Below are 13,941 nucleotides of genomic sequence, written 5' to 3' on the forward strand. Positions count from 1 at the left end.
GTGTTCACAGCTGGTGCGCGTGTTCTTCGGTAAACCGTCAAGTATCCGGAGAATCCTCGTTCGGCCACGCGCCGGTGCGCGACCATGACTTCTGGTGCAGTGCCTGACGATAGGCGCCGTCCGCGGCACAGTGGCCGGGATGCGTGGGCACTTCCCGGCAGCGTGGCCGGGCCGAGAGAGGCGCAGAGATGTCGAGTGATGTCGTGGATGTGACCGTGGACTTCGCCGTCGCGAGGCAGGCGTTGTGGGAGGTGCTGCTGGAACCGCAGAGCTATCCGCGGCTGTGGTCCGGCATCGGAGGATGCCAGCGGCTGACCGGCACCGAAGGAGACACGAGGTGGCAGGTCCGCATCGGCGACGCGGATGTCGGCGTGCGAACCATCGAGCTGGCCTTGCGGATCGGTCGCTGGTACGAGAGCTTCGAACTGCACAACCCGGAGACGGGCAGTTTCGCGCTGATCCGGCTCGCCGGTGACCAGCAGCGAACCAGCGTGAGCGTCACCGCCTTCGCCGCGCCGCGGCTGCATCCGGCGCTGGCGGAGGCGCGCGACGCCGAGACCGTCCGGTGGATCAGGGCCGGGTTGCGGCGTGCCGTCGATGTGGTGCGTGGGGCGCACACATCGGTGGTGGGAAACGGCGACCGGGCGCCGATCCGCCGCAAGTCCGAACTCGTGCGCTGGGTGGTGAATTCCGGACTGGTCGCGCCGCCGGTGACCTCGGCCCGACAACTGCGGTCCTTGTACCGGTGGGGTTTCAACCTGGCGGGCGGTTACGCGGCGGGCGCCGCGCACAGTCCCGACCAGCTCGCCCTGATCGACACCGTCAGCACGGCCACATTCGCCGAAACCGACAAGCGCACCACCGCGCTGGCCGGCGCCATGTACGAGGTCGGATTGCGCGCGGGCGACGCGATCGGATTGCTCGCCGCCAACCACTGCGGCATGGTCGAGACGATGGTCTCGGCTGGCAAGCTCGGTGTGGACGTCGCACTGCTGAACGCCGGCCTGTCGGGCAGGCGGATCGAAGAGATCGTGCAGCGTCACCGGCTTTCGGCGTTGTTCGTCGACACCGACCTCGAGCACCTCGTGCAGTATCTGCACAACGGCGTGCCGCGCTTCGTCACCGACGACCTGCCCGCGGACCCGGGCCGGATCACCATCGAGGATCTGATCGCCATGGGTAACACGACTTTTCCGGTCCCCACGGTGCCCGGGCGTCAGATCGTGCTCACGTCGGGAACCAGCGGCACGCCGAAGGGTGCGAGACGACCGCATCCGAAGGGATTCGACACCCTGGTCGCGCTCCTGTCGCGAATCCCGATCCACGTGGGCAGCACGATGATGATCCCCGCACCGCTGTTCCACACGTGGGGACTCTCGGCACTGCAATTGAGCACCGCAGTGCGGGCCACCGTGGTGCTCGCGCAAGGATTCGATGCCGAGGAATGCCTTCGTCAGGTCGCCGAACACCGGGTGAACACCCTCATCGCGGTGCCGACCATGATCCAGCGCATGGTCGACCTGCCCGCCGCGGTGCGCGCTCGCCACGACCTGAGCAGTCTGCGTCATGTCGTCAGTTGTGGTGCTCCACTCGTCGCGGCGACCGTCGATCGCTTCCTCGCGGACTACGGTGATGTGCTCTACAACCTCTACGGTTCCACCGAGGTCTCCTGGGCGAGCGTGGCAGCGCCCGAGGACCTTCGTGCCGCCCCGACCACGGCGGGTCGTCCGCCGCTGGGAACCCGGATCGCGATCCTCGGCGCCGACAACCAGCCGGTGCCGATTGGGGTGACCGGCCGGATCTTCGTCGGCAACCACATGCTGTTCGACGGCTACGTCAACGACACTCCGCCCGAGGAGGCCGACGGCATGCTGAACACCGGTGATCTGGGCTATCTCGACGCGGAGGGCAGACTGTTCGTGGCCGGACGCGACGACGAGATGATCATCTCCGGCGGCGAGAACGTCTTCCCACGTCCGGTCGAAGAGGCTCTGTCGTATCTGCCGCAGGTCAGCGACGTCGCGGTGGTCGGGGTACCCGACCGTGAATTCGGTCAGCGATTGGCCGCATTCCTCGTCAAACAGGAAGGCTCCAGCCTGGATTCGGGCATGGTGCGCACCTACATCCGCAACCGGCTCAGCCGCTTCTCGGTCCCGCGCGACGTCACTTTCCTCAACTCACTGCCCCGCGGGGAAACCGGCAAAGTGCTCAAGCGACTGCTCGTCGATCCCGCGGGTTTCCCCGACTGAACGGTTGGACGGAGGGAACGCAGAACCGGCTCGCTGAACTCAGTGCCGCAGGGCGGTAACCTGGTCGATGCGGGCCAGCTTGTCCGGGTTGCGCACCGCGTAGAGCCCGGTGACCCGACCGTTGTCCACGCGCACCGCGACGACCGTGTCGATCGCGTCGCCGCGACGCAGGACCAGGGCTGGGTGACCGTTGGCCTGCACCGCGGTCACGGTCATGGTGGCGCCGATCCTGGGCAGACTGCCTGCCAGCAGTTCGGCCACGGCGGCCGCACCGACGACGGGTGCCAGGGCCGCCGCGACGACGCCGCCGCCATCGCCGAGGAATACGACGTCGGGCGCGAGAACGTCGAGCAGGCCTTGCAGGTCACCGGTTTCGATCGCGCGCCGGAACGCATCGATCGCCGCTCGCGAATCCGTTGCCGAGACCACGCCGCGTGGGCGGCGGTCCGCGACGTGGGCGCGGGCTCGATGTGCGATCTGGCGGACGGTGGCCGTGTTCTTGTCGACGGCGGCGGCGATCTCGGCGTAGGGCAGGTCGAAGACCTCACGCAGGACGAACACGGCCCGTTCGGTCGGCGCCAGGGTCTCGAGCACGAGAAGCATGGCCAGCGAGACGCTTTCGGCGAATTCGACATCGGCGGCCACATCGGGGGTGGTGAGCAGCGGTTCCGGCAGCCACGGCCCCACATAGGACTCCCGTCGTCGCCCGAGCGTCCGCATGCGCATGAGCGCCTCACGCGTGGTGATCCGGACCAGATAGGCGCGGTGATCGAGCACCTCGGACAGGTCCACGCCGACCCAGCGCAGCCAGGTCTCCTGCAGCACGTCCTCGGCGTCCGCGGCCGAGCCGAGCATCTCGTAGGCGACGGTGAACAGCAGGTTGCGATGCCTGATGAACACCTCGGTGGCGGGCCCGGTATCGGGTGCGGTCGGCGACGTGGGTGCCACGTTCGCTCCTCTCTGTGGGGTCCGGTCTCCCCATCAGATGCCGCTGGCGGTCGCGACGTGACAGCGGTGCCATGTGGGCTGAATCATACTGCGCGGGCCGTCACGGAACGCGCGGCGCCGGCATCTCCATGTCCGTTCCCACAGGACACGACATGAGGAGACGACATGGAACCCCGATTCACCCTGACGAACAACGAGCTCGGTGCGAAGTACGCCAAGCGATTCGCCAACGCGAGCATGGTCGTCATCCGCTCGACGCTGCCGAAGGCGACCCAGGACCTGGTCACGCTGCGCGTCAGCCAGATCAACGGCTGCGGCTGGTGCACCGATGTGCACAGCAAGGACCTGGCACACGCCGGTGAATCCGCGGTGCGGATCAACTTGGTGGCGGCGTGGCGCGAAGCCTCGGTGTACTCCCCGGCGGAGCGGGCCGCGCTCGCGCTGGCCGAGGAGGGCACCCGGATCGCCGACGCCCATCGAGGCGTCACCGACGAGACCTGGGATCGCGTGCGCGAGCACTACGACGACGATCAGATCGCGGCGCTGGTGGCGCTGGTCGCCCAGATCAACGCGGCCAATCGGCTCGGCGTGATCTTGCGGCAGCAGGGCGGCTCCTACACGCCGGGCATGTACGACGTCGAGACCGACTGAAGTTCGAAACCTGCTCAGGCCCCGGATCATTCACGCCGGGGCCGGGCTTCCACCGAGTGCGCGGTCGGCAACATCGGCGTCATCGGGGGCAAGGTCAGTCTTCGAGGATCGGTGCCACGGCGAGGCAGAGCCGGCGCGGCATCAATCGACGCACAAACGATGCATTTTTGGAAAAACGGTGTCACAATCGTGGCGTGAATGCAGAGCGAGCTGCGACCGCAGCCGGACCTCGCGGACTCTCCACCGACGACGGCTCGACACAGTTCGAACGGTGGCTCGCGCAGACACAGAGATCGGTCCGCGATCACGTCGATGAGTTCGTCCGGTCGCGTTGCGCGGCGGAATTGGACCCGGCGGGGTTCTCGCTGCCAGGTCGGCTGATGGTGGACTTCGCGTCGGGTGGCAAGTGCGTGCGGTCGGTGTTCGTCTATCTCGGTTGGCTGTGTGGTGGCGGCGAGTCCGAACCAGCGCTGCGCGCGGCCGCAAGTGTGGAACTGCTGCACGCGTTCGCGCTCGTGCAAGACGACGTGATGGACGAGTCCCGTGTCAGACGGGGACGACAGTCGACCCATCTGCGGCTGGCCGCGTGGCATACCGAGCAGGGGTTGTCGGGATCGGCGGCCCGATTCGGCGAATCCGCGGCGATCCTCCTCGCCGACCTGTACTTGGTGTGGGCCGAGCGCATGTTGCGCGAAAGTGGCGTCGGTACCGCCGCGTTGGATCGGGCATGGCCACGCTACGACGCGATGCGCAGCGAACTGGCAGTAGGTCAGCTCGCGGACCTGTCCAACGACGCGAACCACTTTCCGTCCTTGACCGCGGTGATGGACATCGCACGCCGTAAATCCGGCAACTACACCGTGCGCCGACCCCTGGAACTCGGTGCGGCGATGGCCGACTGCGACGACACCGTGATGGATGTCCTCGGCGCCTACGGCGTACTGGTCGGAGAAGCATTCCAGCTTCGCGACGACCTGCTCGGCGTCTTCGGCGACCCGTCGACCACGGGAAAGCCTTCCGGTGACGATATCCGAGAACGCAAGGCGACCACGCTGATCGCACTGGCCGATCAGCTCGCCGGGCCGTCGGACCGCGCCCGGCTGCGAGGCCTCTGGCGGGAAGAGCTGATCGAAGAGCAGGGCGTCGCCTTCGCACAGGCGGTGATCGTCGACAGCGGCGCGCGGCAGTGCGCCGAGCGGATGATCCGCGACCGAGTCGAACACGCGCGTGGGCTTCTCGACCGCGCCGACCTCGAACCGTCGGTGGCCGACGCGCTGCACCGAATGGCGCTGTTGTGCACCGACCGTACGTCCTGACCGGCCCGCGGGCCATCGAGAAGTCCGACTGGAAGGTACAGATGCGAACGATACCGGGAAGAACCGATGAGGTTGTCGTCGTCGGGGCCGGTCTGGCTGGTCTGGCCGCCGCGCTGCACTTGGCGGGACGCGGCCGCGGTGTCACCGTGGTGGAGCGCGACTCGGTCGCAGGCGGTCGAGCCGGGCGGCGCGATATCGACGGTCTTCTGCTCGACACCGGGCCGTCGGTACTCACCATGCCCGACATCGTCGCCGACACCCTCGCCGCGGTGGGGGAGAGTCTCGACTCCCGGCTGGACTTGCTGCCGGTCATCCCTGCCTACCGCGCGCACTTCGCCGACGGCAGCGGGCTGGATATTCACAGCGACGCCGCGGCGATGGAGGAATCGGTCGCGGCTTTCGCCGGGCCCGAGGAAGTCGAAGGGTATCGCCGACTGCGGGCGTGGTTGAGCGAGTTGTACCGCGTCGAATTCGATCGGTTCATCGCCACGAACGCCGACTCTCCGCTTTCACTTCTCACACCGGCGTTCGCGCGGTTGATCGCGTTGGGCGGTTTTCGTCGCCTCGATCGGGCGGTCGGATCTTTCCTGACCGACGAACGGCTGCGGCGGGTGTTCACCTTCCAGTCCCTCTACGCGGGTGTGTCGCCACAGCGAGCCCTGGCGTTGTACGCGGTGATCTCCTACATGGACACCGTCGGCGGTGTGTACTTTCCGCGCGGCGGAATGCGTGCGCTACCGGACGCCCTGGCCGCCGCTGCCGTGGATGCCGGTGTGCGGTTCTGCTACGACGAAACCGTCCACGATCTGGAACGGAACGGTTCACGCATCACTGCTGTATTCACCGAAAAGGGACGCAGAATCCCCTGCGACGCCGTCGTTTTGGCAACCGAGTTGGCCACAGCGTACGAATTGCTCGATCGCTCTCCGCGGCGTCCGATCAGCTGGCGTCCGGCACCGTCCGCGGTCGTCATGCATGTCGGCTTTCCCGTCGGCGTGCCGACCGCACATCACAACCTCGTCTTCGGTGCCGCCTGGAAACAGACCTTCGACGAACTGATCGATGGGGGAGAGTTGATGGCGGACCCGTCGCTGCTGGTCACCCGGCCCACCGCGACCGACCCTGCCCTCGCCCCGCACGGGCAGGACCTGTTCACCGTTCTCGCTCCGGTACCCAACCTGTATCGCGGCAAGGATCTGGACTGGGATCGCCGTGCCACCGCTTACAGCGAGGAACTCGCGGCGATCGTCGAGAACCGGTTGGTTCCGGGCTTCGTCGCGAAGTCCACGACCGTGCATGTGGACACCCCCGCCGATTGGCAACGGCAGGGCATGCTGGCCGGAACCCCGTTCTCCCTCGCTCATACCTTCGCCCAAACCGGTCCGTTCCGTCCCGCGAACATGCCACGCGGAGCGACCAATGCGGTGCTGGCCGGCTGTGGCACCGTTCCCGGCGTCGGCGTGCCGACGGCACTGTTGTCGGGTCGTCTCGCCGCCGACCGCGTGACCGGCACCGTGACCACCTCGCGGTCTTCGTTTTCCACCGCGACCAAGGACCGACGACGATGACTCGCACCGAACTCGACGCCGCCGGTATCCGTGACGCGGGGTTGCGCGCGTCCTATCAGAGGTGCCGGGAGCTCAACGCCCGACACGGGCGCACATTCTTCCTCGCCACCCGACTGCTCGCGCCCGCCCAGCGCCCAGCGATCCACGCGCTCTACGGCTTTGCCCGATGGGCGGACGACATCGTCGACGAACCCCCGACCGGCGACGCCACCGGTTCCGCGGCGGCACGGCTGGACGCGGTGGCCAAGACTATGCGCGACAGTTTTCGCGGTACCCACGACGACCCGATCCTTGCCGCGCTCGCCGATACCGCCGCCAGATACGAGATCGAGCACTCGCTGTTCGACGATTTCCTCGACTCGATGCGGATGGATCTGACGGTGACCGACTACCCGGATCGGACCGCGCTGGATCGCTATATCCACGGTTCGGCAGCGGTGATCGGCCTGCAGGTACTGCCGGTGCTCGGCACCATCGGCCCCCGATCCGATGCCGCGCCCTATGCGGCGGCGCTGGGAAAAGCCTTCCAGCTCACCAACTTCCTTCGCGACGTCGCCGAAGACCTCGACCGTGGCCGGGTGTATCTGCCTGCCGACGAGCTGGCTGCTTTCGGTGTGGACCGCGCCCGCTTGCAGTGGTGCCGGACCAATCGGCGCACCGACTCCGAAGTGCGGTCGGCGCTGGCCGCTCAACACGCCGTCGCCCGAGACTGGTACCGGTACGCCGATGCCGGAATCGCGTTGCTGCACCCGGTATCGCGACCGTGCGTTGCCACCGCGGCCGTCTTGTATTCAGAGATTCTCGACCGGATCGAACAGAGCGAGTTCGCGGTGTTCACCGCGCGGGCGACCGTGAGCAACGCGCGCCGGACTCGCGTCGCCGGTTCGGCGCTGGCTCGTGCGTTGTGGGCGCGGCGAGGTAGCCGGGCACGGGCACTGGCCCCCACCGAAGGCTGAGGTGATCGAGTCGAGCCGAAGGAAATCGCTGAAATCTCACCCTGTCGGCGCGCTGTCGGGGGTGCGTTCCGCAGTACTCGTGATGTTTCGGACCATGCCTCCGAAGACGGCGCTGTGGAACGGGCTGATCGCTTTCCAATACAGGTGTCCGGCGAGTCCGTGCGGTTGAAAGATCGCGCGCTGGCGGTATCGGGAACCACCGTTCGGGGCGGGTTCGACACCGAGCTCGAGCCACGCCAGGCCCGGGACTCGCATCTCGGCGCGAAGGCGCAGCAGGTGTGGTCGGTCGATGTATTCGACGCGCCACCAGTCCAACGCCTCGCCGGAGTGCAGGCGCCGCGGGTGTTTGCGGCCGCGGCGAAGCCCGACACCGCCGGCCACCCGGTCGATCCAGCCGCGTAGCGACCAGGCGAGCGGGAACGAATACCAGCCGTTCTCACCGCCGATGGATTCGATCACCGCCCACACCGTGTCCGGATCCGCGGAGGTGTGATGTTCGCGGACGTCCTCATAGAGGGAGCCGCCGGACCAGTCCGGATCGGTGGGTAAGGGATCGGAGGGTGCGCCGTAGGTGCTGGCATCGGACCAACGGGTGGGCACCTCGGAGTTGCGGATGCGGGTCAGCGCCAGCTCCACGGCGCGTCCGTACCGGGTGAGGCCCTCCGGGGGATCCGAGATGTACGCGGCGATGTCGTGCTCGCCACAGACGACCTCGTGGACGAGCGACTCGATGAGGGGTACGGCCAGCGCCCGGGGCACCGGGGTCACCAGGTTGACCCACTGCGCGGACAGCCACGGCGTGAGCACCGGAACCGGCAACACGACTCGACGATTCAGCCCGGCCACGACGGCGTATTCGCGCATCATGGTCAGGTAGGTCATCACGTCGGGCCCGCCGATATCGAAGGCGCGGTTGACCTCGGCCGGCAATTCCGCGGCGCGCACCAGGTAATACAGAACGTCTCGAACAGCGATCGGCTGAATCCTGTTGTGAACCCACCGCGGGGTGACCATCGCGGGCAGGCGTTCGGACAGATACCGCAGCATCTCGAAACTCGCCGACCCGGAACCGATGATCACCGCCGCACGCAACTCCGCGGTGGGAACACCGGAGGCACGCAGGATCTCGCCGACCTCGGCACGGGAGGCCAGGTGACGAGACAGTTCGGTGTGTGGCGGGACGATTCCACCGAGATAGACGATGCGCCCGACCCCCGCCGACAACGCGGCCGCCCCGACGATCCGTGCGGCTTCACGATCGATATCGGCGAAGTCACGACGGGTCAAGGAGTGCACCAGGTAATAGACGACCTCCTGGTCGGCCACCGCCGAGCGCACCTGGTCGCTGTCGGTGACATCTCCCTCGACCACCTCGACTTGATCGAGCCACGGCACTTCGGCCAGTTTCGCCGGTGTTCGGGCGACTACCCGGACATCATGACCGGCCCGAAGCAAATCGGGCACCAACCGGCCACCGATGTAGCCGGTCACCCCGAAGACCACACACCTCATGCTCGTTCAGCCTTCCGTGATGTCCGGTCGGGCCGCGTGGCCCGGTAGGCCCTGAGTACGTCGTGCCTCCTTCATCTCGGCCTCGTAGACATGGGTGCGGCCGCCCACGAGCCGGTCACGAACCGTCCGCTCGAGCTCGCGAAACACCGAGTAGTAACCCTCGTCGTACTCTTCCACGATCTGGAAGGTCCAGCGGCCGACCAGAACATTGCGGCCGATCAGTTCGGTCGACAGCCGATCAGCGAGTCGATGGTGGCCTGCCACGCGAAGCATGTCGGCCGCTTCTCCGAGCGCGAGATCGGCTCCGCCGGTGAGTTGGTGGAACTCGTAGAGGTGTCCGCGCGCCCGTTCCGTTGTCTCCAGCGCCTCCGACAACTTGCCGACCGCAGCGACAGTTTCGTCGCTGATACCGCTGGGCCGCCGGTGGCGGTCGGCCGGTCGGCCGTTGTCGGACCGGCTCTCGTTCGTACTCATCGCCACAGCTACGGCTTGGGGCGATCGACGTCGCCACGCCACGCTCCCGTTTCCGATCCACGGCCTTCGATGAAGTCCTTGAAGCGGCGCATGTCCCCCTTGATGCGGCGATCGAGCACGCCTGTTTTGTCCGCGATGTTCTCGACGAAGCCCTCCGGGTCGATGTCCATCTGCACGGTGACCCGGGTCGTCGAGTCATCGATGCGGTGAAAAGTGACCACGCCGGCATGCTCAGGACCCTCGTCGGACTTCCAGGCGATGCGTTCCTCGGGATGCTGCTCGGTGATGGTGGCATCGAATGTCCGTGTCGCACCGGCGATGTCGACGGTCCATCGGGTATGGGTGTCATCGAGTTGTTCGATCCGGTCCACCCCGTGCATGAACTGCGGGAACGATTCGAACTGGGTCCACTGGTTGTAGGCGGTCGCCACCGGCACCTGCACGTCGACAGCTTCGATGACAGTGCTCATATCCTCGTCCTCCTCGGATCGAATTTCGTACAGTCAGCGGCCGAGTGCCCGCTCACCACGAGTTCACACCGATTGATGCAGATTCGCTTCAAAGTGGGCGCCTGCTCCCACTTTCGCGAGGCGGTTGCGCGACGGTATCGCCTCTCACCCGCCGGATTTGAATCCTATTCAGAAAATCCTTGACCGACGTCGATGAGGCCGCCTAGGCTCCAAGTTACTGAATCTGATTCAAGAACTTAGGGGTGTGATGGTCGGCAATCGGCGGGGCGAGGCCTCGCGTGCGGCGCTGCTCGCGGCAGGCAAGGCTGCGTTCAGCAGCGACCGCTACGAAGAGGTCTCCATCGTCGACCTTGCGCGCTCCCTGGGGGTGGCGGCGGGATCGATCAGCTATCACTTCGGCGGGAAGCGAGGGTTCTACCTGGCGGTATTGGAGCAAGCCGCCGAGGAGTTCTGGGGAGATCTGCTGGCCATGCGAGGGCCGGCGCTGGATCGCCTGAACCGGGGCATCGACCGGCTGCTCGACGAGGCCGAGCAGCAGCCGCGTGCGTTCGAAGCGCTGTTCGCCGACGTCGCCGACGCCGAAGTGCGCGAGATTCGCGACCGGCACCGCACCCAGTTGACCGAAGCCCTGCTCATCGAGGTGACCGGCTCGGACTCGTCGCCGGTGTTGCGGGCGGCGATAAACGGTTTCGTGTCATTCATCGAAGGTCTGGTCCTGCACTGGTCGCGCACCCGCGAGATCAGCCGCGATCAGGTGAAAAACCTGATCGTCGGCAACATGTTCGGCACGATCCTGGCCGCGCTGCGCACCGACCCGGATATCGAGCTGACCCAGCGGGCGATCGATGCCGCGCTCGCCGATCCGCAAGCCGTGGCCTTCCTCGGTTCCCTGTCCACCATGTCGAAGACGACGGAGTGATCACTGATGTCTGAAGTTCTGCCCACCGGACCCTCGCGGATCGTCGAAACGCCGTTCGCTCGCGCGGTCGCCTGGGTCATCGGGCCGCGCGGGTTGCGCAGTCAGGCGGCGTTGCGTCGTGAGGTCGAGGGCAAGGTGGTCGTGATCACCGGTGCGTCGTTCGGCGTCGGCGAAGCGACCGCGCGATGGTTTGCCGCCGCTGGTGCCCGGGTGGTGCTCGCCGCTCGTTCGATGGAACGGTTGCTCGAAGTGGCCGAGGAGATCAATGCTGCTGGGGGAGAGGCCTATCCGTACCGGCTGGACCTGACCGACGAGCAGTCGGTCGCCGAGTTCGCGGCATCGGTGCGTTACGACCTCGGCGAAGTCGATGTGCTGATCCACAACGCAGGCAAATCCTTGCGTCGTTCGATCCACCTGTCCTATGACCGGCCCAAGGACATCACCGCCACCACCGGCGCGAACTATCTCGGGCCGATGCGCCTCACCCTGGCTCTGCTGCCGGGGATGCGGGCGCGCGGTAGCGGTCACATCGTGAACGTCTCCACTGTGGGGATCATGTTCCCGAACGCTCCCAAGTGGGGGTTCTACCTGTCGTCGAAGCTGGCTTTCGACTGGTGGATGCGTGCGGTCGGGATGGAGGCGCGCGCCGACGGGGTCACCTTGACCACGTTCTACGGTGGGTTGCTGCACACGCGGATGAGCGCGCCGAGCCGGTGGATGCGGGTGCTGCCCGGTCAGACTCCCGATGACGCGGCGAAGGTGCTGGCCAAGGCGGTGGTCGAGAAGCCGCGCACGATGACTCCGCTGTACGGATTCCCGTCGGCGATCAACGCGACCGTGTTCCGATGGCCGCTGGAAGTGATCGTCGAGCGGATCTTCCGCAATCTCGGTGACACCGAGGCCTCGCTGTCACGGCTGCGCCCGCACGTTCCGGCGACGCCGACCGAGGCCACCGCACCGCCGGTCACCGGCCCTTCCGGGAACGGGCAGGTGCGCACGGATGTCCGCTGACCTGAATCACAGTCTGCGTCAGTGGGTTTCGGCCATCCCGGCGGTCCTGTCATCGGGAATGCTCACCCCGGTCGGCCCGCGCAAGGCCGTGGCGTTGGCGCGCAGCTTCTACCGGTACGGCCCGACTCCGGCGATGTTGTTGGCGGCGTCCGCGATCCGGCATCCGGACAAGGTCGCAATCATCGACGACACCGGTCGACTGACCTATCGCCGCCTGCAGCAGCGTGCCGAAGCGATCGCCGCGGCTTTGTTCGCAGCGTGCCCGGCACCGCCGAAATCGGTGGGCATCATCTGCCGCAACCATCGCGGGTTCGCCGAGGCGATGGCCGCGGGGGCGCAGCTGGGCGCGGAGCTGATCTTCGTCAACACCGAGCTGCCCGCTCCGCAGTTGCACGCGATCCTCGCCCGGCACGATCCGGATGTGCTGATCTACGACGACGAATACGCCGTGACTGTGGAGAAGGCGAACTTCACGGGCTTGCGGGTACTGGCATGGCGCGAACCCCATGCTGATCTCGCAGGGTTGCCGACACTCGACGACTTCGCGGCTAGAAGCCACCCGCGCCCGCCCCGGGTCCGGCACGCGGTGAAGCTCACCCTGCTGACATCGGGGACCACCGGTCTCGCGAAAGGTGTCCCGCGCGCGATCAAGCCGCACGCGATCATGGCGCTGACACTGACCGCGATGGCGATCTTGCGCCTGCGCTCGACCGACCGCGTCTTGGTGGCGCCGCCGATGTTCCACGGCTTCGGACTGTTGTCGCTGCTGGGGCCCCTCGCACTGGGTGGGACCGCGATCTGTCGGCGGCGTTTCGATGCCACGACCGCGCTGGCCGACATAGCCCGTCACGAGGTGACTGTGGTGATCGCGGTGCCGGTGATGTTGCAGCGGTTGCTCGCCGCCGCTGGGGCGGCTGAGGCTGCCGCGGTGCGACGGCATCTGCGGATCATGGTGACCGGTGCGGCACCGATCTCGCCGACCACGATCTCGAAGCTGATCGAGGCCTTCGGCCCGATCCTGGCCAACGGGTACGGCTCGACGGAAGCGGGAATGGTCACCATCGCGACCCCGGCCGACCTGGTCGCCGCGCCCGACACGATCGGTCGGCCCGCGCTAGGGGTGTCCGTGCGTGTCCTGCGGGCCGACCGCACCGAGGCGGCGATCGGTGAGATCGGGGAGATCTTCGTGCGCAGCGGTCTGGAATACACCGGCTACACCCCTGACCCCGCGGCGAAGATCTCGACCAAAGAGGTCATCGACGGACACGTCTCCACCGGGGATATGGGGCATTTCGATCCCGAACGGAGACTGTTCATCGATGGCCGCGCCGACGACATGATCGTCTCCGGTGGGGAGAACGTCTTCCCCGGTGAGGTCGAAGACCGCCTCGCCGCCCACCCCGACATCACCGACGCGGTCGTGATCGGTGTGCCCGATGCCGAGTTCGGACAGGTCCTCAACGCGTTCGTCGTGCTCGAGCCAGGCGCCGCCGTGCCGGGGCAGGACGCGCTCAAACAGCATGTGCGCCAGGGTCTCGAGCGCTACAAGGTGCCCAAACGGTTCGTCGTGCTCGACGAGATTCCCCGCAACGCCAGCGGCAAGGTCCTGCGGGCCGAACTGCACGCCGCGGCTGGCTCCTGAGCCCTTGCCGGTTCGAACCGACAACCCCATCCCCGTGGTGAGCGGTCACATCTCGATCGTGTGCCACCCGAGCAATGTGACCGTTGACACTCTCACCATGACATGGAAATCTGAATCGAATTCAAATTGAATTCAGTTCAAAAAAGGGGAATCGATGTCCAGAGCCACGATCTCGGGTCGGCGAACACTGGGTATGGGCGGGGACGGACGATGGCCGGCGATACT

Annotated in this window: 12 protein-coding genes; 8 read left to right on the forward strand and 4 right to left on the reverse strand. The window is 66.7% G+C overall.

What is annotated here, in order from left to right; all coding sequences use genetic code 11:
• The first annotated feature begins 188 nt into the window (after nt 1–188).
• Complete coding sequence (locus ACWEVR_RS17780) at nt 189–2,249, forward strand: AMP-binding protein (RefSeq protein WP_452467806.1); 2,061 nt, start codon at nt 189–191, stop codon at nt 2,247–2,249.
• 39 nt (nt 2,250–2,288) lie between these two features.
• Here ACWEVR_RS17780 and ACWEVR_RS17785 read toward each other — a convergent pair whose 3' ends face one another.
• Complete coding sequence (locus ACWEVR_RS17785) at nt 2,289–3,197, reverse strand: RNA polymerase sigma-70 factor (protein ID WP_452467807.1); 909 nt, start codon at nt 3,195–3,197, stop codon at nt 2,289–2,291.
• 165 nt (nt 3,198–3,362) lie between these two features.
• Between ACWEVR_RS17785 and ACWEVR_RS17790 the strand changes: the two genes are divergently transcribed.
• The 4 genes from ACWEVR_RS17790 (at nt 3,363) to ACWEVR_RS17805 (ending at nt 7,688) form a co-directional block, all read left to right on the forward strand.
• Complete coding sequence (locus tag ACWEVR_RS17790) at nt 3,363–3,848, forward strand: carboxymuconolactone decarboxylase family protein (protein ID WP_452467808.1); 486 nt, start codon at nt 3,363–3,365, stop codon at nt 3,846–3,848.
• Between the two features lie 380 nt (nt 3,849–4,228).
• Complete coding sequence (locus tag ACWEVR_RS17795; protein WP_452467809.1) at nt 4,229–5,164, forward strand: polyprenyl synthetase family protein; 936 nt, start codon at nt 4,229–4,231, stop codon at nt 5,162–5,164.
• Nucleotides 5,165–5,205: 41 nt separating this feature from the next.
• Entirely contained in the window at nt 5,206–6,732 is a 1,527-nt protein-coding gene (gene crtI, locus ACWEVR_RS17800; protein WP_452467810.1) for a phytoene desaturase family protein, read from the forward strand.
• Nucleotides 6,729–7,688, forward strand: a complete 960-nt coding sequence (locus ACWEVR_RS17805; RefSeq protein ID WP_452467811.1) for a phytoene/squalene synthase family protein — start codon at nt 6,729–6,731, stop codon at nt 7,686–7,688. Before crtI ends, ACWEVR_RS17805 begins: the two co-directional genes overlap by 4 nt.
• 36 nt (nt 7,689–7,724) lie before the next feature.
• Here the strand turns inward: ACWEVR_RS17805 and ACWEVR_RS17810 are convergent, their stop codons facing one another.
• Genes ACWEVR_RS17810 through ACWEVR_RS17820 form a run of 3 tightly spaced genes read right to left on the reverse strand, consistent with a single transcriptional unit; the run spans nt 7,725 to nt 10,144 of the window.
• Nucleotides 7,725–9,200 (reverse strand): SDR family oxidoreductase, encoded by a 1,476-nt coding sequence (locus tag ACWEVR_RS17810; RefSeq protein WP_452467812.1) that lies wholly within the window; start codon nt 9,198–9,200, stop codon nt 7,725–7,727.
• Nucleotides 9,201–9,206: 6 nt separating this feature from the next.
• Entirely contained in the window at nt 9,207–9,674 is a 468-nt protein-coding gene (locus ACWEVR_RS17815; RefSeq protein WP_452467813.1) for a hypothetical protein, read from the reverse strand.
• An 8-nt stretch (nt 9,675–9,682) separates the two neighbouring features.
• A complete protein-coding gene (locus ACWEVR_RS17820) occupies nt 9,683–10,144 on the reverse strand; it encodes an SRPBCC family protein (protein WP_357144593.1) in 462 nt (153 codons plus the stop codon).
• Between the two features lie 247 nt (nt 10,145–10,391).
• Between ACWEVR_RS17820 and ACWEVR_RS17825 the strand changes: the two genes are divergently transcribed.
• The 3 genes from ACWEVR_RS17825 to ACWEVR_RS17835 are packed head-to-tail and all read left to right on the forward strand — an operon-like array spanning nt 10,392 to nt 13,716.
• Entirely contained in the window at nt 10,392–11,063 is a 672-nt protein-coding gene (locus ACWEVR_RS17825; RefSeq protein ID WP_452467814.1) for a TetR/AcrR family transcriptional regulator, read from the forward strand.
• Between the two features lie 6 nt (nt 11,064–11,069).
• The gene (locus ACWEVR_RS17830; RefSeq protein ID WP_452467815.1) at nt 11,070–12,074 is read left to right on the forward strand and encodes an SDR family NAD(P)-dependent oxidoreductase; all 1,005 of its coding nucleotides are present in this window, start codon (nt 11,070–11,072) and stop codon (nt 12,072–12,074) included.
• Nucleotides 12,064–13,716, forward strand: coding sequence for an AMP-binding protein (locus tag ACWEVR_RS17835; RefSeq protein ID WP_452467816.1), 1,653 nt, complete (start codon nt 12,064–12,066; stop codon nt 13,714–13,716). Before ACWEVR_RS17830 ends, ACWEVR_RS17835 begins: the two co-directional genes overlap by 11 nt.
• Nucleotides 13,717–13,941 lie beyond the last annotated feature (225 nt).

It is taken from the genome of Nocardia sp. NPDC003979, assembly GCF_053605015.1.

Coding starts and splice junctions, on each gene's coding strand:
- ACWEVR_RS17795 (WP_452467809.1), top strand. CDS start 4,229: ATGGTGGACTTCGCGTCGGGTGGCAAGTGCGTGCGGTCGGTGTTCGTC.
- ACWEVR_RS17790 (WP_452467808.1), top strand. CDS start 3,363: ATGGAACCCCGATTCACCCTGACGAACAACGAGCTCGGTGCGAAGTAC.
- ACWEVR_RS17820 (WP_357144593.1), bottom strand. CDS start 10,144: ATGAGCACTGTCATCGAAGCTGTCGACGTGCAGGTGCCGGTGGCGACC.
- ACWEVR_RS17780 (WP_452467806.1), top strand. CDS start 189: ATGTCGAGTGATGTCGTGGATGTGACCGTGGACTTCGCCGTCGCGAGG.
- ACWEVR_RS17835 (WP_452467816.1), top strand. CDS start 12,064: ATGTCCGCTGACCTGAATCACAGTCTGCGTCAGTGGGTTTCGGCCATC.
- crtI (WP_452467810.1), top strand. CDS start 5,206: ATGCGAACGATACCGGGAAGAACCGATGAGGTTGTCGTCGTCGGGGCC.
- ACWEVR_RS17830 (WP_452467815.1), top strand. CDS start 11,070: ATGTCTGAAGTTCTGCCCACCGGACCCTCGCGGATCGTCGAAACGCCG.
- ACWEVR_RS17825 (WP_452467814.1), top strand. CDS start 10,392: ATGGTCGGCAATCGGCGGGGCGAGGCCTCGCGTGCGGCGCTGCTCGCG.
- ACWEVR_RS17805 (WP_452467811.1), top strand. CDS start 6,729: ATGACTCGCACCGAACTCGACGCCGCCGGTATCCGTGACGCGGGGTTG.
- ACWEVR_RS17810 (WP_452467812.1), bottom strand. CDS start 9,200: ATGAGGTGTGTGGTCTTCGGGGTGACCGGCTACATCGGTGGCCGGTTG.
- ACWEVR_RS17815 (WP_452467813.1), bottom strand. CDS start 9,674: ATGAGTACGAACGAGAGCCGGTCCGACAACGGCCGACCGGCCGACCGC.